This is a genomic window from Rhodopila globiformis (assembly GCF_002937115.1).
In the GTDB taxonomy this organism is placed as follows: Bacteria; Pseudomonadota; Alphaproteobacteria; order Acetobacterales; family Acetobacteraceae; genus Rhodopila; species Rhodopila globiformis.
Genome location: NZ_NHRY01000067.1, coordinates 15,110 through 38,448 on the forward strand (window position 1 = coordinate 15,110; position 23,339 = coordinate 38,448).

The window sequence follows — 23,339 nt, forward strand, 5'->3', positions numbered from 1 at the left end:
AGCCGGAATAAATCTTGCCGCCGTCTGCCCGCCGTTGAGCGAAGGCTCGATACGCGGGCCATGAGGCAATCGGCACCGAAACCCGGCACAGCGCAGCGCCGCCGTCATTCCGGCCCATTCTCTTGGTATAATGGAATACTCATTATACCAGTTTGGAGGCCAACGCAAGCCAGGACGTCAGCAGGCTGGGAAGCGATGCTGGACTGACTGGAAAAGCCGGGCAATCAGCTTCAACGGCGGTTCAGGACCCGTTGCGGGCCATGGTCATACGCCCTTTCGCTCGCGTAACACAACCACTGCGCACAGGACGACCAGGCCGTAGATGATCTGGCGCATGGCGTCCGGCAACGTCGTGCCGGCCAGCAGAGTCTGCAGCGCCGTCAACAACAAGACGCCGCCGATCATGCCGAAATACGAACCACGTCCGCCGGTGATCAGCGTCCCGCCGACCACCACCACGGCGATCGACGGCAGCAGGTAGGAATCGCCCATGCCCAGGCTGGCCTGTCCGCTGAATCCGTCCAGCAGAACGCCGACGATTGCGGAACAAAATCCGCTCAGCACGTAGACCAGCACCGTCGTTCGTCCGACGTCGACGCCCGACAGGCGCGCCGCTCGCACGCTGTTGCCGATGGCATAGACCCGCCTGCCGAAAGGTGTTTTTGACAGCAGCAGGGCCGCAACGATCACAAAAGGTGCCAGCAGGAACAACTCCGGCGTGATGCCCTCGACGTGCGCCGTCATCAGCCAGAGCAATTCGGGCGGCGCAAACCCGCTGGGTGTGCCGTTGCTGTAGACCATCGCCACGCCTTGCAGGATGCCGTTCATTGCCAACGTCATTACAATCGGCGGCAGGGCGAACAGGACGATGCCCAGGCCATTCAGCAGGCCAATCAATGCCCCGATCGCCAGGACCATCGGAACTGCCCACGCCGCCTCGAAGGGATGGCCTCGCACGACGCCGGCGAGCAGAATGCCGCACAGCCCGATGGTCCAGGGCAGCGACAGGTCAAGGCCGCCGGTCAGGATCACGGCTCCCTGGCCCAGGCACAGTATCGCCAGAAACGAACCCAGCAGCAGCAGCGAATTGACGTAGCCACCGCTGAGTCCGCCAAACAGGAAAAAGGTGCCGACCAGAACGAGCACGAAGCAGGCATAGGCGGGCAGGGCGTAGCGCAGATCCTCGGCATGGCGCCGCCACCACGGTAGCCGGATCGTGGGCGCCATCGGCTGGGCGAGAAACACCAGTGGCCGCGTCGGTCCTGACGAGCCGCCACCGCCGGAATGTTGCGTACGGTGCGAAACACGCCGCAGCCACTGCGCAACCGGCGAGTGCCGGTCGAGCGAGACGCCCAGCGCCGCCAGCACCAGGATCGCTCCTTCCACGACGGTCGAATAATAGGCCGACACATTCAGGATCAGCAGGATGTTGATGATCAGCAACAGGCTGTAGGAGCCGAATACCGATCCCAGGCAGCCGCCGCGCCCGCCGCCGAACACGGTGCCGCCGATGACGATGGCGGCAAACACCTGCAACAGCAGCGGATCGCCGCCCAGCGGATCGCCTGATCCGGTCTGCGCGGACACGAACACGCCCGCTGCGCCATACATCATCCCGGCCAGCACATAGGCCCCGAATTCGGCCGGAACGACCTTGATCCCAGCCGCCGCCGCGGCATCCTTGTCGCTGCCCACGGCATAGATCGACGTTCCGAAACGAGAATGGGCCAGCGCCGTCCAGGCCAGCAGCGCGATCGCCAGGATCACGATCGCGGCCGGCAGCACGTCCGGGATCGCCGAGCCGGTCAGGAAGGACGCGAAATCCGGCGGGATCTGGCCGCCGGGCTGCGGCATGACCAGCAGCGTGACGCCCTGTACGATGAACATCGTTGCCAGCGTAACCACAATCGGCTGCATGCGCAGAACGGCCACGAACACGCCGTTGAACGCGCCGCCGGCCGCGCCGATGCCAAGTCCGGCCAGGGCCCATCCGAACTCCGAGCCGACGCCCGCCTGCATGTGGCTCGCCAGCGCAACGTTCACCAGCGATATCACCGCGCCGACGCTCAGGTCGAAACCGCCAGTCAGGATCACCAGCGTGCCGCCGATGGCTGCCAGTGCCAGCGTGCAGCCGCCCGTGGACATATAGCTGAAATCGAAGAAGCTGTAGGGCCGCGGCGAAACCAGGTTGACGATCCCAAACAATGCCAGAAAGACCAGGATCGCCGTCAGCAGGCCACGATACCGCTCAACCGAGAGCCGCAGTCGGGTCGGTGTCGCCGCTTGCAAGGCCATGTCGCTCATGATGCCGCGCTCACCTCATGGGATTGCACCCCCGACGCCGGGTCGCCACCGAGCGCGGCATGCATGATCGCGTTGTCGCTGATCTCGCCGCGGGCGCCGTCGATTTCGCGAACGATACGGCCGCCGTACATCACCAGAACACGGTGGCTGAGGTTGATCACCTCTTCCACCTCGGTCGAGTACAGCAGGACCGCGCCGCCGGCCCGGGCATAGTCGTTGATCAGCACATAGATCTCGTGCTTGGTTCCGACATCGACGCCGCGGGTCGGGTCGAACAACAACAGCACGCGGCTGCCGGCGAGAATCCATTTCGCCAACACAAGCTTCTGCTGGTTGCCGCCGCTGAAGGCCCCGGCGCCCGTATAAAGCGCCCGCTCGTCCGCCTGGACGCGCCGGAGCGCGCCGGCCACGGCGGCCTGCTCGGCAGCATTGTCGATCAGGCCCGCCCGGGTGAAGCGGCCGACGACCGGCAGGGATGTATTGTTCCGGCCATCAAGCTTCAGGAAAAGGCCCTCGGTCTTGCGATCCTCCGGCACCAGCGCAAAGCCGATGCTGGCGGCGATGGCGTCGCCTGGCGCGTGCAGGGTCACCAGACGGCCATCGACGCGGATGCTGCCGCCCGTCGTCGCCAGGTCACCGAACAGCGCCAGGAACAGCTCGAGTTGGCCCATGCCTTGCAACCCCGCGACCCCAACGATTTCGCCTGGCCCGAGTTCGAATGATGCGCCCTGCAAACGTCCGGCAGACAGGCCGGCCACGGACAATATGGGTTGAGCAACGACATCCCGTTGCGGCTTCGGCGGGAAGGTCGCCGTCAACGATCGGCCGATGATCAGCTCCACCACCTCGTTGTCCGTTACCGAATCCACGCCGTAGGTACCAACCGTGTGTCCATTGCGCAGTACGCTGATCACGTCGCAGAACAGCCGTACTTCAGGCATACGGTGGCTGATGAACACCACCGTCGTGCCCTTCTGTTTCTCTGCTGCCACGATTTGCGCCAGCCAGTCGATGTCGCGACCGGAAAGAGCCGAGGTCGGCTCGTCCAGCAGCAGGATACGGGGCTTGCGCAAAAGCGTGCGGGCTATCTCGATCTTCTGCCGCACCGGAAGGTCGAGATCGCGCACAACTTGGCGCGGCGAGAGGCCGCCCATACCAAGCTGCGAGAGCAGGTCGGCAACCATCGCCTCGCCCCTGCGCCCGCGCAGCAGGCCGGCAAACCCGGTCGGCTGATACGGCAGCAACACATTTTCCCACACCGTCAGGTCGGGCACCAGCGTCAGTTCCTGGAAAGCGGTCTGGATGCCGAGCCGATGCGCGTCGCGCGGCGAATGCAGCAACGCAGCCTGTCCAAGAACGGCGACGTGGCCGGCATCGGGCCGGATCAGCCCGCTGAGCAGCTTCACCAGGGTTGACTTGCCGGCGCCGTTCTCGCCGAGCAGCGCATGAACGGTGCCCGCCTGGATGCCCAGGCTGACATCGTCCAGCGCAACCGTCGCGCCATACGTCTTGCGCACGGAATGGATGGCGATCGCGGGTTCCAATGTCATCGCCGGGGCACCTTGGCGAACGGCGGCAACTATTTCGCCGCCGTTTTCTCCGGAGCGCCGTTCAGGGCGGCGTGCAGACCTACCTCTGGCGTTTCCGGCGAATAGATCGAGGCAAACCAGCCAGGATTGCTGATGATCGACGGCTGGAACACGTTGCAGCCCTCCTGCATTTCCTTCCAGGTGCCCTGCTGGCACAGCTTGACGGTCTCATTCGTAACAACCGGCAGAGGCAGCTTGGTGAATTTCGGGATGGACTTCCCCGCCAGCTTCTCGACCGCCAGCTTCAGCGCCAACGCGCCCGAATAGGGCGGCGACGCATAGGAAATCGAAGACTCCCCCATTGGCCTGTAGGTGTCCCGGGCCCCTTGCACCTGCTTGTCGCCGACGGGCAGCATCTGGATCCGGTGGCCGTTCGATCCCTCGCCGGCGCAGGGTACCAGCTTGTCGTCGGGGATGCCCGCGCCGTTCTCCATCGATGCAGCTGTGTAACAGCCAACCTGCATCCACAGCCCGTTGATCTCGCTCCACGGATGCGTGGCGAGGATCTTTGTCAGTTCCGTGCGTGCAACGGCCTGGCTCCACATGCCTACGCCTTCGGCGATGATGTGGATGTCAGGATATTTGGAGAACACTTCCTTCGCCGACTGCGTGCGCTGCAGGTCGACCGAGGTTCCGGGCACGCCGGTGATCACCACCAGGTTGCCCTTGCCGCCCATTTTCTTGACCAGCCATTCCGCGGTGACCCGGCCGGCCTCATGCTGGTCGATATGCACGTTGTAGGCGCAGGGCTCGGTGATTTCCCCGTCATAGGCAATGACCAGCACACCGGCCTCGCAGGCGTGGTGGACGACCTGGTTGAGCGCCGTCGGCGAGATCGGGAACACGATGATCGCCTTGGCGCCCGCCTGCACCATGGCGTTGATCTGCTGGATCTGCCGTTGGGCGTTCGGACCCGCGACCTGCACTTCGAGATCGACCTTGTCCTTCATGTCGGGCGCGGCCGCCATGGCCTTCACCATGTTCGCCGCCTCGGCCTGCCAGTCGTTGCCGATAAAACTCATGCTCAGATAGATCTTGCTTTTTGCCGCCACCGCCGCGGCCGGCAGCAGAAGTGCTGCGCCAAGAGCAAAAGCGCCCAGCAGAGTGGCTGTTCGATGTTTCATTGGCAATTTCCCCCTGGCCCTGATTGAGCAATGCTTGCGCCGAATGCGCAAGTGCGCGGAACGGCATTGTGGTTTCCTGCCGCGACGGTCAATTCTCGGTGGCAGCTATGCCGCGCACTGTAGCAAAACGGATCCGCCCAACGCCGATCGCCCGGGAACTCAATGTCATGTGATACGATCGCAGTGGATTGATGGGACCCAAACCGGGTCGCGACGGTTGAGCCCGTGTTCGCCATGGGCTGTTCAGGGTGTACTTGCGAGTATTCGGTATAATCAAATTTGGCCGATGGCAATTAAGCAAAGGCTTGAGGGAGGAGGAACAATGTTGCGTCGCCGGTTGCTGTCTGGAACGTCCTGTCTTTTGCCGGCTCTTGGCCTCACCGCCGTGCTGGGGTTGCATGCGACCGAAGCGCGCGCCCAGGCCACGCCCAGCGCACAGGATTTGGTCACTGCCGCCAACGACAACGCAAACTGGATCCTGCCCGCCATGAGCTACACCGCCAATCACTACACCGGCGCAGACAAGATCTCGCCGGCGAATGTCAAGGATCTTCAACTCGCCTGGAAGTTCACCATGGATGACGCCGGCCCGCTGGAGGTGTCGCCTATCGTTTACAACGGGACGATGTTCGTTACGTCGGCGCACGATCATGTCTATGCGCTGGATGCCGCCACCGGCAAGCTGAAGTGGGAGTTCAAGGACAGCCCGCACGTCATCTCGTTCGCCGCCAATCGCGGCATCGGCCTGATCGACGGCAACGTGTACATCGCGACGCTCGACGTACATCGCGACGCTCGACGGCCACCTGATCGCGCTGAACGCCGAAACCGGCAAGAAGGTGTGGGACAAGGTAACGGTGGATGACACGGCCAATTCGTTCTACACCATGGCGCCGGTGCTGTACCACGACCCGGAAACCAACCAGGACATGCTGTTCCTGGGCGTGTCGAACGGCGACTGGGGCGGGATCGGCAATATGTCCGCCTACGATCCGAAGGACGGGCACCTGATCTGGCGCTGGGAAACGGTGCCCGGACCCGAGGAACCCGGCCATGAATCCTGGAGCGGCGATTCCTGGAAGCGCGGCGGCGCCTCGACCTGGGGCGGCGTGACGATCGATACCGCGACCCACACCATGTATCTCGATCTCGGCAATCCGGGGCCGGATTTCCTGGGCACCGTGCGAGAGGGCGACAACCTCTATTCCGATTCGATGGTTGCCCTCGATATCTCCGGCAAGCAGCCGAAGCTAAAATGGTATCACCAGTTCATACCGCACGACACGCATGACTGGGATCCGGCGATGCAGCCCGTTCTGTTCACCGGGAAGGTTGGAAACGACACCCGCAAGCTGGTGGCTGCGGGCGACAAGGCTGGCAACTTCTGGATCCTGGATGCCGCGACCGGCCAGTTGGTGGACCACACCGTGGCCGCCTTCCAGAAGGGAGTCCACACCCCGCCCTCGGTCGAAGGCAACATCGCCTGTCCGAACACGCTTGGCGGCATCGAGTATCAGGGCGGCGCATTCGATCCGGCAACGAACGCGTTCTATATTCCCAGCCAGAACGAATGCGGTCGGTGGACGGCCAGCAAGGACGTCATGTACATCGCCGGCCAGTTCTATACCGGCGGCGCGTTTCCCAAACTCATCGGCCCCGACACCGGGCAGTTGAACGCGATCAACGTGTCCACGGGCATCTTCGACTGGCGGCACCATTTCAAATTGCCGAACTACGGCGGCGCGCTGGTGACGTCATCCGGCCTCGTATTCTCGGGCAACCTGGGCGGCAAGGAGAATGCGTTCAACGCCAAGACCGGGCAGGAACTCTGGAGCTACGATACCGGTGGCTACATCCAGGCCCCCAGCGAAGCCTATGAGGCGAACGGCAAGGAGTTCATCGTTGTCGCCTCCGGCCCCGCTGGCAACGCGGCGATTCCGGAATTGCCCGACTCGAAAGGGCCAAAGCCGATCATCAACGTTTTTGCGCTGAAGTCGGGTAGCTGATGCCAGAGTTCCGTTCGTCGGCGCGCATCGGGCGGCTGGCGTTTGTTGCTGTGGCGCTCGCGGCGTTTCCTGTCTTGGCCGCGCCGCCGGGCGACCATCAGCAGGCGGTGGCCGCGCTGCGGGATGTGAAGGCCGCGGTCAACGCATTGGTGCAGGCCGATGCCAGCTATTCAACCGACCGTAACGTTTATCGCGGCGCCAGCCAGCGGGCGATCAACCTGCTGGTGGGCGAGCATGGGGAAGGCGGCGCGGCGGATGCAATTGGCGCCATCGGCCACATGGATGCGTTGCTCGACCGGAAGGAAACTCCGGTCTGGGCCGCGCCGTTGCGCGGTGCCGAAGCCAATATGCACGCCGCTGTCGCTTACCTTCGGGATTCGTTGAAGGCGCGCGAACTGATGGACTACGACGCCGCGGCGTCCCGGGCGCTGATGTATCTGGAGGTCGCCCGCGGCCGTCCCACCGAAACCGGCGTGCTTGGCGGGCTTGAAGGTGTGCTCGCCAACACGGTACTGGGCGTGCCTGCGGGGGCGCAACAAGTTGACGCCTGCAAGCCGCCGTCCGTTGCCCCGGCCTATGGCACGCATGGCGGCTACCTGGCGTGGGTCGCCGTGCCGGGCGGCGACGGCCCGCATCCCCTGGCGGACCCGACCGGCGGCGCCAAACTTGTTGTCCGCAGCGGGGACATTCTGGTCCAGACCGCCGCGGCTTCGCTGGTGACGTCGGCCTGCGCCAGCCACACCGGCGCTGCCGAACATGCGGCGGCCGCGTCGCCCGCGTCACCGACCGTGCAGGGGGCAGGGGCAGCGGAATCGCCGCCGGCACTTTATACCAAGACGCAGGCCGAGAAGGGCGCGGGCATCTTCGCCTCGAAGTGCGTGCAGTGCCACGGCGCCAACCTGCAAGGCACCGCGGCGCCCGCAGTCGCCGGCGACGACTTTCTGCAGACGGCGCAACGGAACGGCTGGACGCTCGCGATGGTCCAGTATCTGGTGCTCAACGACATGCCGATGAACGCGCCGTCGAGCCTGTCGCCGCAACAATACGCATCCGTTCTGGCCTTCCTGCTTGCATCCAATTGCTATCCTGCCGGCAACAAGCCATTTCCCGTTTCGCCTGATCCGGCCTTCAAGCAAATCAGGATCGGGCCGGTGCCCGGCGAGCATGACGGCGAGAACAGCCGGGGCGTCTGCGCGGTCAAATGACCACCCGGGCGCGGGGAAATGAAGTCATACGAAATAAAACAGACCAGGACACGACCCGAAACCGTGAACCGCGCATCCCTTGACCAGTCGTCTCGCCTGCGGCAAGGGCAGACGGGATCATAATGCCCCGGGCGTCATGGCTCATGGCTCCCGTCAGAACAGTCAGCCGCGCATGAAGCGGCGAAAGCAAGGGAGACTGCCGTGGAACGTCGCTCGCTTCTGAAGGGTTTGTCGGGCGCCGCAGCGATCGGCCTGCTGCCGACGACTGCGCCGCGCGCTGCCGAAAAGACCATCATCTATCTGACCCCGGGCCTCGACCTGCCGTTCTGGCGCTATCTCAGCAAGGGCATCGAAAGCAAGGCGAAGCAGGCCGGCTATGGCTTCGATGTGCTGGACAGCCACAACAACGCCTCGACCCAGCTGAAGAACGCGCAGGACGTGATCGCCCGCGGAGTCGCCGGCATCTGCATCTCGCCGACGGACAGTTCCACGGCGCCGGCCGTGCTGGAGCTTGCGAAGAAGGCAAACATTCCGGTGATCATTTCCGACATCGGTACGAATTCCGGCGAGTACGTTTCATTCATCATCTCCGACAACTACAAGGGCGCCTACGGCATCGGCCAGGTGCTGGCGTCCGCCATGAAGAAGAAAGGCTGGAGCAACGGGTCGGTCGGCATCGTCGCGATCAGCCAGGCGCGCAGGAACGGTCAGGCGCGCACCGCGGGATTCCGCAAGGCGATGCAGGAAGCGGGCATCACCAAACAAGCCGGACTGCAGCAGATGCAGACCTACTCGGCCGACGAAACCTTCAGGTTCGTGCAGGACATGCTGACGGCGAACCCGGACATGCGCGGCCTGTTCGTGCAGACCGACCAGCCGACAACCGGCGCGCTGCGGGCGATCCGCGCCGCGCGGCGGCAGGGCGAGGTGCTGGTCGCCGCGTTCGACGGCACGCCCGAACTGGTGGACCTGATCAAGAAGGGCGCGGTCGTCGGCTCCGGCATGCAGCAACCCTACCTGATGGGCGAAAAATCCGCCGAGGCTCTGCTGGCGCATTTCAAGGGGCAGGAAGTTCCGAAGGAAACCTCGGTGCCGATCCTGATCGTTACGCCGGGGAATGTGGAGCAGATGTTGCCGACGATCAGGACGACCGTGTTCGCCAACGAGCTGGCGTGATGCCGGCACCGCCTGCGCCTCTCCTCGTTGCGCAGGGGATTGAAAAGACCTTTGACCAGACCCGCGCTTTGGCCGGCGCCAGCGTGGAAGTCTCGGCAGGCGAGGTGCACGGTCTGCTGGGCGCGAACGGGGCGGGCAAGTCCACGCTCTCGCGGGTCATCAGCGGGCATGTCCGGCGCGACCGCGGCACGCTGGCATGGCGCGGCGCGGCACTGGATCCGCGCAGCCCGCGCGACGCCCTGTCGGCGGGCATCGCGATGGTGATGCAGGAAACCACCCTGGCGCCGGACCTCTCGGTGCTGGAAAACATTTTCCTGCCGGAACTGGCCCAGCCGGGCCGCCTGCGTCCCGCGCTGCAGCGCCAGCGGGCGCGGGACATCCTGGAAAGCCTCGGCCAGCACGCGGCACTGCCGCTCGGCTCCGAAGTGCGGCGCCTGTCGGCGGCGCAGCGCCAGCTTGTCGAAATCGCCAAGGCACTGGCGGTCGACGCAACCCTGATCATCTTCGACGAACCGACCGCATCGCTCAGCCCCGGCGAGGTCGAGCGCCTGTTCGACGTGATGACGCGGCTGCGGGCCGCTGGCCGCGCGTTGGTTTTTGTTTCGCATCGACTGGAGGAAGTGTTCGCCGTCACCGACCGCGTGACCGTGATGCGCGAGGGCCGGACGGTGGGCGGCTCGCTGCCGACGGCCAGTCTGTCGCAGTCCGACATCGTTCGGCTGATGGTGGGGCAGGACCTGGGCCGTATCTACGCCGAGCGCCCGGCCGTTCATGCCGCAGGCGAACCGGTGCTGGAAGTGCGGCATCTTTGCGCCCCGCCGCGCGTGCGCGACGTGTCGTTCACCCTGCATCGCGGCGAGATCCTGGGCCTCGGCGGCCTGGTCGGCGCCGGCCGGTCGGAAACGCTGGAGGCTCTGTTCGGCCTGCGACCGCACAGCGGCGGCGAAATCCGTCTGCACGGCAAGGCTTTTTCCCCGCGCCGGCCGGCGGACGCGATCCGCGCCGGCATCGGCTTCGTGCCCGAGGATCGCCGGCTGCAAAGTATCGTTCCGGACTTTTCCGTGCGGGAGAACCTGCTGCTCGGCCACCTGTCGGCGTATCGCGGCTTCGGCCTGGGCTACGCCACCCGCGACGCGCGGGTCGCCGAGCTGCTGCGGCTGCTCGGGCTGCCGAACGAGCGGCTGCTGGACGCGAACATGCTGAATTTCTCCGGCGGCATGCAGCAGAAGATCATCATCGCCCGGTGGCTGCTGCTCGATCCGCGCGTGCTGCTGCTGGACGAGCCGACGAAGGGCGTCGATATCGTTACGCGCAGTTCGATCTACGCCATGCTGCAGGAGGTCGCGGACCGCGGCGCCGCGGTGCTGGTCGTGTCCTCCGACTTCGAGGAACTGCTGCGGCTGTGCAGCCGCATCGCCGTGGTCAGCGACGGGGCGACCATCGCCGAAATGGAAAGCGCGGTGCTCGACGAAGCCAAGCTGACGCTGTTCGCCGCGCCGCGCAGCTCGATGGCGGCAAATGCGCGACTGCTGGCCGATCTGTCGGAGGAGACAGGGGGCGCGGCGTTCTGGGCGCTGCGGGACGGCGGACGGCTGTTCTGCCTGAACCGCGTCGGCGGCACAGGCGTCAGCGACCCGGGATTCGTCGCCGGCGCGACTCCGCGGTTCGAGGAGACGCGCATACCCGCCGCCCTGCGGAGCGCTCCCGGCACGTTCGTTGCCGAACCGGATGGGCAGCGCAGCACGCTGATGGCGCAGGTGCACAGCCATCGCGGCCACGACCTCGGCTGGATCGGCCTGACCGTTCCAGGCGTAACGACACCCGACGCCGCCACGATCGTCCGCCGCGTGCAGGACGCCATCACCAGCAACATCTGAAACAGCATGCCCGAAGCGCTTGCCCCGACGTCCCGCTCCCATCTGGTCCACCGCCTTGCGGGGCGGCTGGAAGTCCGCATGCTGGGGCTGGCGCTGGTTGTGTTCGCAGGGTTGTCGCTCGCGTCTCCATACTTCCTCAGAAGCAACAATCTGCTGAACCTGCTGGACCAGTCGGTGGTGACCGGGATCACCTCGGTCGGTATGACGTTCGTGATCCTGACAGGCGGAATCGATCTTTCCGTCGGCTCCGTGCTGGGCCTGACGTCGGTGCTGATGGGATTGGCGTTCGGCAAGCTCGGCATCGCGGGCGGCATCGCCGTCGCCTTGCTGTCGGGCGGGGCGATCGGGCTGTTTTCCGGCATGCTGGTGGCGTATTTCGGATTGGCATCGTTCGTGGTGACGCTTGGGGTGATGGCGATCGGGCGCAGCCTCGCCTATATCTGCTCGGGCGCGACGTCGATTTCGAATATCCCGCCGGCGATCAACGATCTTGTCTACACCCCGATCCTGGGCGTGCCGTCCAATGTCGCCACGCTGCTGGTGATCTACGTGCTGGCCGGGCTTTACCTGAGCTTCACCAAGGGCGGGCGAACCATCTACGCCATCGGCTCGAACCAGGAAGCGGCGCGCGCGGCCGGACTGAGCGTGCTGTTCTACAGCGTGCTGCCCTACGTCGTGTCCGGCGCGCTGGCCGCGGCGGCCGGCGTCCTGTTGTCGGCGCAGGTCATGTCGATCGACCCGCTCGCGGGCACGGCCCTGGAACTGGACGCGATCGCGGCGGTGGTGATCGGCGGCGCCAGCCTGTACGGCGGCCGCGGTTCCATCCTGGGCACGCTGATCGGCGTGCTGATCATGGTAATGATCCGCAACGGTCTCAATCTGCTGGGGGTGAACCCGTTCTGGCAGGGCAGCGCCATCGGCGGCATCATCATCGCCGCCGTGCTGGTCGAGCGCCTGGTAAGCACGCGCGTGCGCGGTTAACAGTATTTCGGGCCCTGCGTGTTCAGGAACAGCGAGTAAAGCGACGTCTGGCCCATGATGTACAGCCGGTTGCGCTTAGGCCCGCCGAAAGTGACGTTTCCGACGATCTCGGGCACCGGAATGTGGCCGAGCAGCGTGCCGTCGGGGTGGTAGCACCTGACGCCGACGCCGGTGGAGGTCCAGATATGCCCGGCGACGTCCACGCGGAAGCCGTCGAAGATGCCGGCGTCGCAGGTCGCGAAAACCCGGCCCTCGCTGACCGACTTGCCGTCCCGGCCGACCTGGAAGGCGCGAATGACCGACTGGAAAGACGGGTCGTGCGTCGTGCCGCTGTCGGCAACATAAAGCAACGACTCGTCAGGGGAAAACGCCAGGCCGTTCGGCTTGAACATGTCGGTGATCACCGCCGTGACGGAACCGTCGGCGGGGTCGATACGATAAACGTGTGACGCCCCGATCTCCGACTCCGTAACGTAACCTTCGTACTCGGAATCGATTCCATAGGTCGGGTCGGAAAACCAGATCGTTCCATCCGATTTCACCACGACGTCGTTCGGCGAGTTGAGCCGCTTTCCCTGATAATGCGATGCCAGCACCTTGCGCGACCCGTCCTGCTCGATACGCGACACCGCCCGGCCGCTGTGCTCGCAGGCGATCAGCCGTCCCTGTTGGTCGACCGTGTGGCCGTTCTGGTGGCCGCCGTTGGTGAGGAAGACCGACACCGTGTTGTCGCATTCGTTGAAGCGCAGCAGGCGATCGTTCGGAATGTCGGAAAAAATCAGGTGCCTGGCGGCGGGAAAATAGGCGGGACCCTCGGCCCAGCGCGTGCCGGTCCAAAGTTTCTCCAGCCTGGTGTGCGGAAAGATCAGCGCGCGGAATCGCGGGTCGAGCTGGACGTGCGGATTTTCGCTCATGGTGTTGCCTCCCTGGTCGAGGGCGCGCGATCGTCCCTCGGTTCACCAGGCCAGCATACCGGCAGTCCGGTTGATGAAAACATCAAGGCACCGGCTTGCGGATGCCTTTGCCATCATCATCCGGTTATCCCATGCTCTTTTCAGCATCCGCGCCCGAGCGATTTTCCTGCGCCTATGTCAAGCGTGCCACAGCCGATCAAATGACAATAAAATCAACTGCTTGACAAGGCGGCCGACGCCACGGAACCGGCGCGGCCGGCAGCGCGAAATCTTTTGTCGCGACTCTTTCAGTTGCGTCGGTGCGGCGCGTTTTGTTAGGCAGACCTAAACATGGCAAAATCAAGGCAATGATGGCAAATCTAAGGCTGCGACGGCGTCAGGGGCCCAGTGGAACGCTGGATCAAGCTTCTTCAGGCTCCGGATGGGACCGATACGACCTTGTGTGCGGCGTCTATCTCGTTCTGATGCTGATCGCCTGCACCATGACCGGGGTTGCGCTGGCGCGCGGCGACCTGCCCTCGGAAAGGATTCCGCATCAGATCACCGGCACCTAGCGGAACGGCAGGATTCAGATCATCCTGCGCACGACGTGGCGGCGGTTCGAGGTGAAAGGCCGCACCTCGCTCGGCCAGCGGCCTTTTTCCGCTGCCTCCGCCCATTCCCTGCTGAGCAGCACGTCGGGGCTGTCGATCTCGTAGATAGCCACGTAGCGGGGCTCACCGCCGCCATCCAGCACCTTGCGCTCGCCGCCGATCGTTACGGTGGCTGGCTCGGTCTTCATCCGGCTGGCCGCGCGCACGCCTGGCACCTTCAGCAGCAGCGGCACGTGCTCGGTGTCGTAAACTTCATTGAACAGCGCTTCCTTTTCCTTTGCCACGTCCATACTGACGATGAACAGATATTTCGTTGCGATCGGTATGTTCCCTCCTTGCCCGGGAAGCCGGTTATAGCCCTGCCACGGCACCTTGGCACGCTTGCGCCGCGTGGCCGGGAGCAGCCATCCTCACAGCAGCAAGCGCCCGGCCTGAAGCCGGCACGGCGCACGAGGGAGGACAACCATGCCCGCAGCGCAAGGTGCCGCGCGGCCCGCCAACCGTTGGGCGCAGCTCGCCTTCGGCGTCGTCTGCATGATGATGATCGCCAACCTTCAGTACAGCTGGACGCTGTTCGTCCAGCCGATGAGCAAGGCGCATGGCTGGGCGATCGCCGACATCCAGTTGGCGTTCAGCATTTTCATTGCGCTTGAGACCTGGTCCACCCCGGGCGCCGGCTGGATCGCCGATCACCTGGGCGCGCGGCGCGGTCCGGCGGTGGTGGTGTTCGCCGGCGGCCTGCTGGTCGCCATCGGCTGGGTGGTGAACGCCTTCGCCGGCCAGCTCTGGCTGCTGTTTCTGGGCGCCGCCCTGTCCGGCATCGGTGGCGGCGGCATCTACGCTACCTGTGTCGGCAATGCCGTGAAGTGGTGGCGCAACCGGCGCGGGCTCGCCGTCGGCATCACTGCCGCGGGCTTCGGCGCCGGCTCGGCGCTGACCATCATTCCGGTCAAGCTGACGATCGACGCCCATGGCTACAGCGCGGCGTTCTTCTGGTTCGGCATCGCCCAGGGCGCGGTCGTCTGCCTGCTCGCCTTCCTGCTCCGCGCCCCCCGGCCGGGCGAGGTCCCCACCACGGCGCCCCTGCGCCTGCCCCAGACCGCCGCCAGCATGACCCCGAAGGCGGTCGTTGCCAGCCCGGTGTTCTGGCTGCTGTACGGCATGTTCGTTGCGGTCTCGGCAAGCGGCCTGATGGCCACCGCCCAGATCGCCCTCATCGCCCGGAGCTACGGCATCGCCAACACGCCGCTGATCTTCGGCGGCACGACGCTGGCGGTGGCGCTGGTGTTCGACAACGTCATGAACGGCGCCGCGCGGCCGGCCTTCGGCTACCTCTCCGACCGGATCGGCCGCGAGGTGACGATGGCCATCGCCTTCAGCCTGGGCGCGGTCGCCTACTGGCTGCTCGGCTCGCTGGGTTCCAGCCCATGGGCGTTCGTGCTCTGCGCCGGGCTGATCTTCTTCACCTGGGGCGAGATCTTCAGCCTGTTCCCGTCGACGTGCACCGACAGTTTCGGGGCGCGGTACGCCACGGTGAACGCGAGCCTGCTCTACACCGCCAAGGGCACGTCCGCCTTCCTGGTCCCGCTCGCCAACGTCATCGAGTCCGCGACCGGAAGCTGGCGCGCTGTCTTCATTGCCGCCGCGGCGATGAACGTCGTCGTGGTGCTGCTGGCGCTTTTCGTGCTGCGGCCGATGCGGCGGGCGCACCACGCGGCGGCGACCGAGGCACAGACGCTGTCGGCGAAGTAAAGCTGCCTGTTCGCACCACGCAACGAACACGCCCTGGTGCGCGCGGTGCGCTTGACCCCCGGATCGCCAGGCCCTAGCGTTTCAAGTGGAACCAATAACAACCGGCAGGAGGAAACGGATGGGCGAAAGCAAGTTCGAACGCGATTCGCGCCGCAATGCAGGGCTGGGCGACATCTACATCGACACCTCGGCCGAGCCATGGATCAACTTCTCTCCAGGCATTGACTTCAAGTTGCTGCGCACGAGCCAGGAGACGGGTGCGTGGAGCGTGCTCTTCAAATGCGCGGCCGGCGCCAGCTTCGCGCGCCACGAGCACCTTGCGGCCGGCGAGTACCTGATGGTGTCGGGCAAAATGGAAATCCGCGGCGGTGCCGAGCGGGGCGGGGTCACGGCGAAGGCAGGCGATTACGGCTTCGAAGCGAACGGCGCCTGGCACGACGACACGAAATTCCTGGAGGAAACGGTCCTTTACTTCACCAATTACGGCCCGATCCGGTTCGTCGATGACGACGACAACACAGTCGCGGTGCTCGACTACAAGATGCTGCGCGAAGTCGCGGCAGCCGGAAGGAAGAACCTGGCGCACGCGGCCTGAACCGCGCGCCCGGTTCCGGTCAGGCAGGGACACATCGACGCTAAATCAGGCGATCGGCCGCACGGCCGTTGCCACAGCGTCATGGTGGGCGAAGGGCCGCCATGACGACGGGGCGGTGCGCCGCGGCTGGCCGCCTGAGTTACCGCCGATGCGGATAGGCCTGGCCATGACGACACCTCAACCTGTCCGCGGTCTGCCGCACGACTTCCCGAACCGGGTATGACCACGTCCGGCCGGTTCAGCTCCCCGGAGACCCGACATGCAGCGCATTCTTGTCCTCGGTGCCGGCTTTGCAGGTCTCTGGAGTGCGGTGGGCGCCGCCCGCAAACTCGACGAACTCGGCATCGGTCCCGACCGTGTCGAGGTCATGGTCATCAACCGGACGGCATGGCACTCGATCCGCGTCCGCAACTACGAGGCCGACCTCGACGGGACGCGGGTTCCGCTGGATGACGTGCTGCAGCCGATCGGCGTCAGGCGCGTGGAAGGAGAGGTGACGGACCTTGATCTCCCTGGGCGAACGGTCACCTGTTCGGTCCAGGGCAGCCTGCGCGCCTTCCCCTACGACCGGCTGGTCTTCGCCCTCGGCAGCCGCCTCGTTCGGCCGCCGATCCCTGGCCTTCAGCAGCACGCCTTCGACGTCGATACCTACGAAGGCGCCTCGCGCCTCAACAGCCACATCGCCGCGTTGCCGTCCCGCCGGCCCTCGCCCGGCCAGTACGTCGTCCTCGTCGTCGGTGGCGGCCTCACCGGCATTGAAACCGCGACGGAGATGTTCGGCAAGCTCCGCGCCGCGGCAGCGGGCGGTGCGCCGTCCGGCCCGCCGCCCCCGCTGCGCGTCATCCTCGCCGATCGGCAGCCGTGGATCGGCTCCGACATGGGCGAGAGCGCCCGGCCGGTCATCGAGGAGGCGCTTCGGACGCTCGGCATAGAGACGCGCGTCGGCGTTTCCCTCGCCCTGGTTGACGAGCAGGGTGCCACGCTCACGACCGGCGAGCGCATCGCCGCGGCCACGGTGGTCTGGTGCGCCGGCATGCAGGCCCATCCGTTGACCGCGCGCTTCCCCGTCCAGCGCGATCGGTTCGGCCGCCTGCCGGTGGACGCCTGTCTCAAGATCGAAGGCATGGCGGCCGCGTTCGCCGCCGGTGACGCCGCCTGGCTGCCGATCGACGGCATCCATGCCTCGGTCATGTCGTGCCAGCATGGCCGCCCGATGGGGCGCTTCGCCGGCCACAACGTGGTGTGCGACCTGCTGGGCCAGCCCATGCTGCCGCTGCGCATCGACGAATATGTCACGGTCCTCGACCTCGGTCTGTGGGGGGCCGTTTACACCCAGGGCCGGGATCGTCGCGTGGTCTCGCAGGGGGCGCCCGCCAAGCGCACGAAAGAGATCATCAATCGCCAGCGCATCTACCCGCCACGCTCGCGGGACCGCCGTGAGATCCTCGATGCCGCCGCGCCGGTGGTGCAAACGCCGCCGGGCCGGTTCCATTGAGACCGCCGGGCCGCGGCGGTACGGTGGTGGATCGCCCCCGCTCCGACGCGGGCAGCGCGTTCGTGTGACGCACCAGCGGCCTGGTCGGGGAATACTCGGCTGCAGGCCGCAGCCAACCCGGGGACCCGCATGATCACGCTGTCGGAGAATTTCCGCGCCCTGTTCTACACCCCGTTCTACGCCGCGCAGGCCATCGGGGCCTTCGCCCGGGAGGGTGTGCAGGTCACCGTTCGCCCGTCCGCCGAACCCGGCCAGGCGGCGGCCGCCTTGCAGGCCGGGGACGTCGAGGTGATGTGGGGCGGCCCGCTGCGCGTGTTGCTGGCGCACGACGCGGACCCCGGTTGCGACGTGGTGTGCTTCTGCGATGTCGTGGCGCGCGACCCATTCTTCATCGTCGGACGCCAGCCCCGGCCCGGTTTCCGCCCCGCCGATTTGGCTGGCCCACACCCCGGCATCCGCCTGGGCACGGTATCGGAGGTGCCGACGCCCTGGCTGTGCCTGCAGGACGACATCCGCCGCGACGGCGCGGACCCCGCCGCGGTGCGGCGCGTCACCGGCGGCACCATGGCGCAGAACGCGGCGCGGCTGCGCGACGGCACGGTGGACGCCGTGCAGGTGTTCCAGCCCCACGCCGAGGACCTGCTGGCCTCCGGCGCCGGGCATCTCTGGTATGCGGCCGCCAGCCGTGGGCTGACGGCGTACACCACCCTGGTCACCCGCCGCGCGGTGCTGGCGGCCAGGCGGGACGAGTTGCTGGCGATGGTGCGCGTCATGGACCGGACGCTGCGCTGGGTCCGGGCGACGCCGGGGCGCGATATCCAGCGTCTTCTGGCGGCCAGGTTCCCCGATGTCCCGCCCGCCATCGTCGCCGCCGCCATCGACCGCTATCGCGCGCTGGACCTGTATGCCGCCGACGCAGTCACCCGGCGGGAGGGCTACGATCGGCTGGTCGCCGCGATGCGCTCGGGCGGGGCGCTGCGGCGGGACGTGCCGTTCGAATCGTGCGTGGACAACAGCCTGGCCGAACAGGTCGCCGGCGAAGGCCGGGGGTAGCGGCATTGGCGTCAAAAGAATGTCGAGCGAGGTACGCTGTTTCTTCCCGCCATGACGATGAAGGAACGCCGTGGTCCCGTCCCAACCGACCTGCGGTCTGCTGTAGCGCCAATGCGGGGGTAGCGGGCCGATGCCCCGGCCGCGGACGATCCGCCGCGGCCGGGATCATGCGGGCCGGAGCGTCAGGACTTGGCGGATTTCTCGGCCAGCGCCTTCACTTCATCCATCGCCTCGGCGAACCGGGCGTTGAGCAGGTGCACCGCCTCGGCGTTGGCGTTCTGGATCAGGTCGCCGATCTCCTTCATGTTGGCGACGGCGTGCTCATAGGCGGCCTTCAGCAGCTCGGCGTGCCGGGCGGCCTTGGCCTGGGGCGATTCGACCGCGGACAGCGAGCGCAGCGCCTCGGTCATTTCCGACATGCTCTGCTGCACGATCTCCATGTGGCGGCGGGCGACCGCCTGCGCGCCCTCCAGCGCCACCTTGTTGGCGGCGGTCAGGGTTTCGATGTTGCGCCGGCTGGCGGCGACGAAGGCCTCCATGTCCGGCACGGCAGGCAGCTTCATGTCGGCGAACATCTTGGTGAAATCGCCGAAATCAGCGAGCGTCTTGGGTTGGCTGGCCATCGTGTCATTCCTCTTGCTGGACCGGTTCAGCAACGGCACGTTACGCGGTTTGCGGCTGGAAACCAAGACCACCCCGCCGTGACATTCCCATTGCGCGGCCCCATGTTCCGGGGAAAAGGAGAACGGCCCATGGACAACGACACCCCTGCGACCCAGGCGCCCCGGCCCGACGCAGACACCGCCGGCGCGCGCATCGACATCGTCTCCGACGCCATCTGCCCGTGGTGCTACATCGGCAAGCGCCAGCTGGAGCGCGCCCTGGCGATCCTGGGGCAGGAAGGGCTGCGCTTCTCGGTGCACTGGAACCCGTTCCAGCTCAACCCGGACATGCCGCGGGAAGGCTGCGACCGCGCCGAATACCGCGCCCGCAAGTTCGGCGGGCCCGAGCAGGCGGCGGCGCTGGACCGCCGGATCACCGAGGCCGCCGCCGCTGTCGGCCTGGGCTTCCGCACCGACCTGATGACCCGCACGCCGAACACCATCGACGCCCACCGGCTGATCTGGTTCGCCGGCCAGCACGGCGACCAGGACGCGGTGATGGAGGCGGTGTTCAAGGCCTGTTTCATCCAGGGCCGCGACATCGGCGATGCCGCCGTGCTGGCCGATTGCGCCGCCGAGGCCGGGCTGCCGCGCCACGAGGCCGCCGCGTTCCTGGCCGGGGACCTGGCGGCGGCGGAGATGCGGGCCGCGGACCAGGCGGCCCGGCAGGCGGGCGTCAATGGCGTGCCCTCGTTCTTCCTGGACGGCTACTTCCTGTTCTCCGGCGCGATGCCCGCCGAGACGATCGCCGAGGCGCTGCGGCGCGCCCGGGCGGTGCTGCAGGGGCAGCGCAGCGGCTGACGCGCCGCGCCCGCCACGACGTTGCAGCAACGGCCGGCGCGCCGGCTCCGGCGAATCGGCTGTCTTACCCGGGGCCCATGGCCACCCGGCGCACACGATGGAACGGAACGTGGTCGGCACGATCTGGTGCGCGGATTCACGCCCGGCATGGCATTCTGTTCCGACATCAAAATAACATGAACGCGCTGCGAAACGTTGCAACGGATTTCACCAAGAAACGAGACAATTCATTGCCATTTTACGGGTGAATATTCAATTCTCAAGCCAATCACGAAAGGGCTATATGTTCGCTGGCAATTCGCAAAGTCGTGGCGAGCGAACATGAAAGGTACTGAAGGTGCCTGATTTGGACGAAAATGACGATGCAGGTGGTACCAACAAACGGCAAAACGGCCCAGAAAATTCCGGGTCCGAAAAGTTAAGCCAATCCCGGAACCCCCGCCCGGCGCCAGCAGACGGGGAACGCACGGCGGCGGAAAGCGCGGCCAACGTCGTCATCCGGGACCTGGTCGACCGCCTCCGCCGCAGCCGCGGCGTGGACGGCGGGCCCTGGGGCGGCGGGGTGGCGCTCATCGGCGCCGGCTGTTCCGTCAGCGCCGGCGTCCCCTCCGCGATCGGCATCGTCGACCTTGCCCTCAGGCACCTCGCGCACGTCCGCCTGGGGCAGCCCGCGGCGGCGGCGTCCGATCCGCGCGCGATCTACGACGAACTGAAAAAAGACGGGCTGGACCTGGAAGCCCCGTACGGACCGGATCTGTATCACGAACTGTTCGACAGGCATCTGGACGAGGCCAACGAGCAGCGTGCCCTGATCGGGAAGGCCATCGCCAGCAGCCAGGGAAAAATCAACTGGGCGCATCTGCGGCTCGGCCAGCTGGTTGCGGAACGATATGTTCACACCGTGATAACGACCAATTTCGACCAGCTGGCGCTGGAAGGTATCGTCCGCAACGGATTGATACCCGCCGTCGCCGATGGTTTCGAGGCGCTCAACCGGATCGATTCAAGACCGGCATTTCCGCAGCTTGTCCACCTGCACGGCTCGTTACAGAACTATTCGCTCCGGACCAACCGGCGGCATGCGCAGCAGGCGGGTCATGTCTCGCCCACGCGCGGCGCGCTCTACGGGCTGCTGCGCGACGCGCCGTTCCTGCTGGTGGCGGGCTACCGGGGCGACGACGAGGATTTCATGAGGCCGCTGCACGACGCCCTTGCGGCGTTCCCGCAGTGCCGGGTCTTCTGGGCGTTGCGCGCCGGGGTGGAAGCCGCGTCCCGCCAGGCCGCCGCCTTGCGGGATACCGGATGCAGGCTGCAGTTCATACCCGGCCAGGACGCGGACGACCTGTTCGACTCCCTGGCGAGCGGCGCGCGCCTGGGCGCCCCTCCCTGGCTGCGCGATCCGGTCGCCGTGATGCGCAAGGAGCATCGCCGCATCGCCGAACCGGCGGCGCCCACCGCTCGGCACCTGCTGGAACGCCACGTCGCGGAACTGGGTGCGCTCGACGCCTGCCTGGCCACGCACCGGGCCCGCAACGAGCCCGGGCGCCGCGAAGCCGCGCCTCTCGAGCGCCCGCTTCCTGCCAATGACTTCGCCGCCGTGCGAAGAACCCTGGAGGACGCCGGCGGCGTGGCAAGCGCCGAATCCTGGATGCGGTTCGCCGTCGCCGTAGCCGATGCGGCCCCGACCGTCGGCGAGGCGAGCGCACGGGAACACCTGAGGGCCGCCGTCGGCCGCATCCTGAAAAATCCCAGGGACCACCTGAATGCCGGCCAGCTGAGCCGGGTGGGCAGCGCACTCGTGTCACTTGGCGACGAAGCCCCGGCCAGAGCGGTGTTCGAACGGATGCGGGACGAGGCGGAATCCGCGGGCGCCGCGGGCGAAGGCGATCTGTCGATGGCGCTCTCCCGGCTCGCCGGCCTGGCCGCCGATCGCGGCGACAAGGAAACCGCCCAGCGGTTGTGCGCCGAGGCGCTGGCGATCCAGCAGCGGTTGCCCGGCCAGCCGGGGGCGCCGGACGGCCAGTCCGACCTCGCCCTCGTCCTGGGCCGGGTGGCCGATGTGGCCCAGGATAGCGGCGACCGGGAAGCCGCCGAGCAGCTGCACCGGGAGGCGCTCGCGATCCGCCGGCGGCTTGCCGGGCAGCTGGGGACGCTCGATGCCCAGCGCGACCTGTGCGCCAGCCTGGACCGGGTCGCCGACATGACCCAGGACCGCGCCGACAAGGAAGCCGCCGAGCGGCTCCGCCGGGAAGCTCTCGCGATCCATCGGCGGCTCGCCGAGCAGCCGGGGACGCCGGACGCCCAGCGGGAGCTTGCCGTTGCCCTGGGCCAGGTGGCCGACCTGGCGCAGGATCGCGGCGACAGGGAAGTCGCCGAGGAACTCCACAGGGAGGCCCTGGCGATCCATCGGCGGCTCGCCGGACAGGTGGGGACGGTGGACGCCCAGCGCGACCTGTCCGTCGCCCTGGGCCGGGTCGCGGACCTGACCCAGGATCGCGGCGACAAGGAAGCCGCCGAGCAGTTCCGCCGGGAGGCCCTGGCGATCCATCGGCGGCTCGCCGAGCAGCTGGGGACGCTGGACGCCCAGCGGGACCTGTCCGTTACCCTGGCCCGGGTGGCCGACCTGGCCCAGGATCGCGGCAATACCGAAGCCGCCGAGCAGCTTTACCAGGAAGCCCTGGCGATCCGCCTGACGCGGGCCGATCTGCTGGGGACGCAGGATGCGCAACGCGGCGTTTCCTTTGTCCGGCGCAGGATCGCCAACCTGGCACGGGATCGCGGCGACCCCGGGGAGCGGGATGAGGCGTAGCCGGCCGCCTTCCAGTACCGGCCACCGGAAGAATCGAGCCTATTAGACGTGGCGGAGGGTGCCCGGAACCGCTCATGCTTGTTCATCCTTCCGTAATTTTCAACACGGAGAGAGCGGAGGGCCACCAAGGGCCACGAAGACCGGACCTTGCTGGCGGATCGGGCCCTGGCCAGCCGCATGATCGGGCTGGCGCATCGCAGCACCCGCGCTACAGCAGACCGCAGGTCGGTTGGGACGCTGAAGCCCCCTGTCCTCACCGTCATGGCCCGGCTCGTCCCTACGCAATGCACACATCCTGGAAACGAGTCGGAAATGACCGTAAAATCAAGTGCTTGCCTGGGCGCCAAGAGCGTTCCCCCATCGTCATGGCCCGGCTTGTCCGGGCCACCTGTCGCGGCACACG

At 66.6% G+C, this 23,339-nt stretch carries 18 protein-coding genes; 12 read left to right on the forward strand and 6 right to left on the reverse strand.

Annotated features, from left to right (window positions below; genetic code table 11):
• Nucleotides 1-264: 264 nt before the first annotated feature.
• From CCS01_RS06650 to CCS01_RS06660, 3 genes are read right to left on the reverse strand one after another with little or no spacing between them, the layout of a single operon-like run.
• Nucleotides 265-2,304, reverse strand: coding sequence for an ABC transporter permease (locus tag CCS01_RS06650; RefSeq protein WP_104518046.1), 2,040 nt, complete (start codon nt 2,302-2,304; stop codon nt 265-267).
• The gene (locus CCS01_RS06655) at nt 2,301-3,854 is read right to left on the reverse strand and encodes a sugar ABC transporter ATP-binding protein (RefSeq protein WP_104518047.1); all 1,554 of its coding nucleotides are present in this window, start codon (nt 3,852-3,854) and stop codon (nt 2,301-2,303) included. Before CCS01_RS06655 ends, CCS01_RS06650 begins: the two co-directional genes overlap by 4 nt.
• A gap of 29 nt (nt 3,855-3,883) precedes the next feature.
• Nucleotides 3,884-5,017 (reverse strand): sugar ABC transporter substrate-binding protein, encoded by a 1,134-nt coding sequence (locus tag CCS01_RS06660; RefSeq protein WP_104518048.1) that lies wholly within the window; start codon nt 5,015-5,017, stop codon nt 3,884-3,886.
• Between the two features lie 322 nt (nt 5,018-5,339).
• Here CCS01_RS06660 and CCS01_RS06665 point away from each other — a divergent pair, with 322 nt between their 5' ends.
• From CCS01_RS06665 to CCS01_RS06690, 6 genes are all read left to right on the forward strand, one after another.
• Nucleotides 5,340-5,882 (forward strand): outer membrane protein assembly factor BamB family protein, encoded by a 543-nt coding sequence (locus tag CCS01_RS06665; RefSeq protein WP_158258263.1) that lies wholly within the window; start codon nt 5,340-5,342, stop codon nt 5,880-5,882.
• Nucleotides 5,833-7,023, forward strand: coding sequence for a pyrrolo-quinoline quinone (locus tag CCS01_RS06670; protein WP_338049968.1), 1,191 nt, complete (start codon nt 5,833-5,835; stop codon nt 7,021-7,023). The genes CCS01_RS06665 and CCS01_RS06670 overlap by 50 nt, the downstream gene beginning before the upstream one ends.
• Nucleotides 7,023-8,228, forward strand: coding sequence for a c-type cytochrome (locus CCS01_RS06675; RefSeq protein ID WP_104518051.1), 1,206 nt, complete (start codon nt 7,023-7,025; stop codon nt 8,226-8,228). The genes CCS01_RS06670 and CCS01_RS06675 overlap by 1 nt, the downstream gene beginning before the upstream one ends.
• A 201-nt stretch (nt 8,229-8,429) precedes the next feature.
• A complete protein-coding gene (locus CCS01_RS06680) occupies nt 8,430-9,404 on the forward strand; it encodes a substrate-binding domain-containing protein (RefSeq protein WP_104518052.1) in 975 nt (324 codons plus the stop codon).
• Nucleotides 9,404-11,281 carry a sugar ABC transporter ATP-binding protein gene (locus tag CCS01_RS06685; protein WP_104518053.1) on the forward strand — a complete coding sequence of 626 codons (1,878 nt, stop codon included), beginning with the start codon at nt 9,404-9,406 and terminating at the stop codon, nt 11,279-11,281. The genes CCS01_RS06680 and CCS01_RS06685 overlap by 1 nt, the downstream gene beginning before the upstream one ends.
• 6 nt (nt 11,282-11,287) lie before the next feature.
• The gene (locus CCS01_RS06690) at nt 11,288-12,262 is read left to right on the forward strand and encodes an ABC transporter permease (protein WP_104518054.1); all 975 of its coding nucleotides are present in this window, start codon (nt 11,288-11,290) and stop codon (nt 12,260-12,262) included.
• Here the strand turns inward: CCS01_RS06690 and CCS01_RS06695 are convergent.
• Entirely contained in the window at nt 12,259-13,176 is a 918-nt protein-coding gene (locus CCS01_RS06695; RefSeq protein ID WP_104518055.1) for an SMP-30/gluconolactonase/LRE family protein, read from the reverse strand. The genes CCS01_RS06690 and CCS01_RS06695 overlap by 4 nt on opposite strands.
• A gap of 568 nt (nt 13,177-13,744) precedes the next feature.
• Nucleotides 13,745-14,140, reverse strand: coding sequence for a DUF4286 family protein (locus tag CCS01_RS06700; RefSeq protein WP_204848162.1), 396 nt, complete (start codon nt 14,138-14,140; stop codon nt 13,745-13,747).
• A gap of 94 nt (nt 14,141-14,234) precedes the next feature.
• On the opposite strand from CCS01_RS06700, the gene oxlT reads away from it, so the two are divergent.
• The 4 genes from oxlT to CCS01_RS06720 all read left to right on the forward strand — a co-directional run bounded on the left by oxlT (nt 14,235) and on the right by CCS01_RS06720 (nt 18,664).
• The gene (gene oxlT, locus CCS01_RS06705) at nt 14,235-15,521 is read left to right on the forward strand and encodes an oxalate/formate MFS antiporter (RefSeq protein ID WP_104518056.1); all 1,287 of its coding nucleotides are present in this window, start codon (nt 14,235-14,237) and stop codon (nt 15,519-15,521) included.
• A gap of 118 nt (nt 15,522-15,639) precedes the next feature.
• Nucleotides 15,640-16,116 carry a 2,4'-dihydroxyacetophenone dioxygenase family protein gene (locus CCS01_RS06710; RefSeq protein WP_104518057.1) on the forward strand — a complete coding sequence of 159 codons (477 nt, stop codon included), beginning with the start codon at nt 15,640-15,642 and terminating at the stop codon, nt 16,114-16,116.
• A 259-nt stretch (nt 16,117-16,375) separates the two neighbouring features.
• Nucleotides 16,376-17,611: an NAD(P)/FAD-dependent oxidoreductase gene (locus CCS01_RS06715; RefSeq protein WP_104518058.1), complete on the forward strand. Its 1,236-nt coding sequence runs from the start codon at nt 16,376-16,378 to the stop codon at nt 17,609-17,611.
• A gap of 129 nt (nt 17,612-17,740) precedes the next feature.
• Complete coding sequence (locus tag CCS01_RS06720) at nt 17,741-18,664, forward strand: ABC transporter substrate-binding protein (protein ID WP_104518059.1); 924 nt, start codon at nt 17,741-17,743, stop codon at nt 18,662-18,664.
• A 182-nt stretch (nt 18,665-18,846) separates the two neighbouring features.
• Here the strand turns inward: CCS01_RS06720 and CCS01_RS06725 are convergent, their stop codons facing one another.
• Complete coding sequence (locus tag CCS01_RS06725; protein ID WP_104518060.1) at nt 18,847-19,287, reverse strand: phasin family protein; 441 nt, start codon at nt 19,285-19,287, stop codon at nt 18,847-18,849.
• A 129-nt stretch (nt 19,288-19,416) separates the two neighbouring features.
• On the opposite strand from CCS01_RS06725, the gene CCS01_RS06730 reads away from it, so the two are divergent.
• Both CCS01_RS06730 and CCS01_RS06735 read left to right on the forward strand, forming a co-directional pair.
• Entirely contained in the window at nt 19,417-20,127 is a 711-nt protein-coding gene (locus CCS01_RS06730; protein ID WP_158258264.1) for a DsbA family oxidoreductase, read from the forward strand.
• 535 nt (nt 20,128-20,662) lie between these two features.
• On the forward strand, nt 20,663-22,936 hold the full coding sequence (locus CCS01_RS06735) for a tetratricopeptide repeat protein (protein ID WP_146101595.1): 2,274 nt from the start codon (nt 20,663-20,665) through the stop codon (nt 22,934-22,936).
• The last annotated feature ends 403 nt before the right edge of the window (nt 22,937-23,339 follow it).

Coding starts and splice junctions, on each gene's coding strand:
- CCS01_RS06690 (WP_104518054.1), top strand. CDS start 11,288: ATGCCCGAAGCGCTTGCCCCGACGTCCCGCTCCCATCTGGTCCACCGC.
- CCS01_RS06720 (WP_104518059.1), top strand. CDS start 17,741: ATGATCACGCTGTCGGAGAATTTCCGCGCCCTGTTCTACACCCCGTTC.
- CCS01_RS06730 (WP_158258264.1), top strand. CDS start 19,417: ATGGACAACGACACCCCTGCGACCCAGGCGCCCCGGCCCGACGCAGAC.
- CCS01_RS06685 (WP_104518053.1), top strand. CDS start 9,404: ATGCCGGCACCGCCTGCGCCTCTCCTCGTTGCGCAGGGGATTGAAAAG.
- oxlT (WP_104518056.1), top strand. CDS start 14,235: ATGCCCGCAGCGCAAGGTGCCGCGCGGCCCGCCAACCGTTGGGCGCAG.
- CCS01_RS06660 (WP_104518048.1), bottom strand. CDS start 5,017: ATGAAACATCGAACAGCCACTCTGCTGGGCGCTTTTGCTCTTGGCGCA.
- CCS01_RS06710 (WP_104518057.1), top strand. CDS start 15,640: ATGGGCGAAAGCAAGTTCGAACGCGATTCGCGCCGCAATGCAGGGCTG.
- CCS01_RS06715 (WP_104518058.1), top strand. CDS start 16,376: ATGCAGCGCATTCTTGTCCTCGGTGCCGGCTTTGCAGGTCTCTGGAGT.
- CCS01_RS06725 (WP_104518060.1), bottom strand. CDS start 19,287: ATGGCCAGCCAACCCAAGACGCTCGCTGATTTCGGCGATTTCACCAAG.
- CCS01_RS06675 (WP_104518051.1), top strand. CDS start 7,023: ATGCCAGAGTTCCGTTCGTCGGCGCGCATCGGGCGGCTGGCGTTTGTT.
- CCS01_RS06665 (WP_158258263.1), top strand. CDS start 5,340: ATGTTGCGTCGCCGGTTGCTGTCTGGAACGTCCTGTCTTTTGCCGGCT.
- CCS01_RS06695 (WP_104518055.1), bottom strand. CDS start 13,176: ATGAGCGAAAATCCGCACGTCCAGCTCGACCCGCGATTCCGCGCGCTG.
- CCS01_RS06650 (WP_104518046.1), bottom strand. CDS start 2,304: ATGAGCGACATGGCCTTGCAAGCGGCGACACCGACCCGACTGCGGCTC.
- CCS01_RS06655 (WP_104518047.1), bottom strand. CDS start 3,854: ATGACATTGGAACCCGCGATCGCCATCCATTCCGTGCGCAAGACGTAT.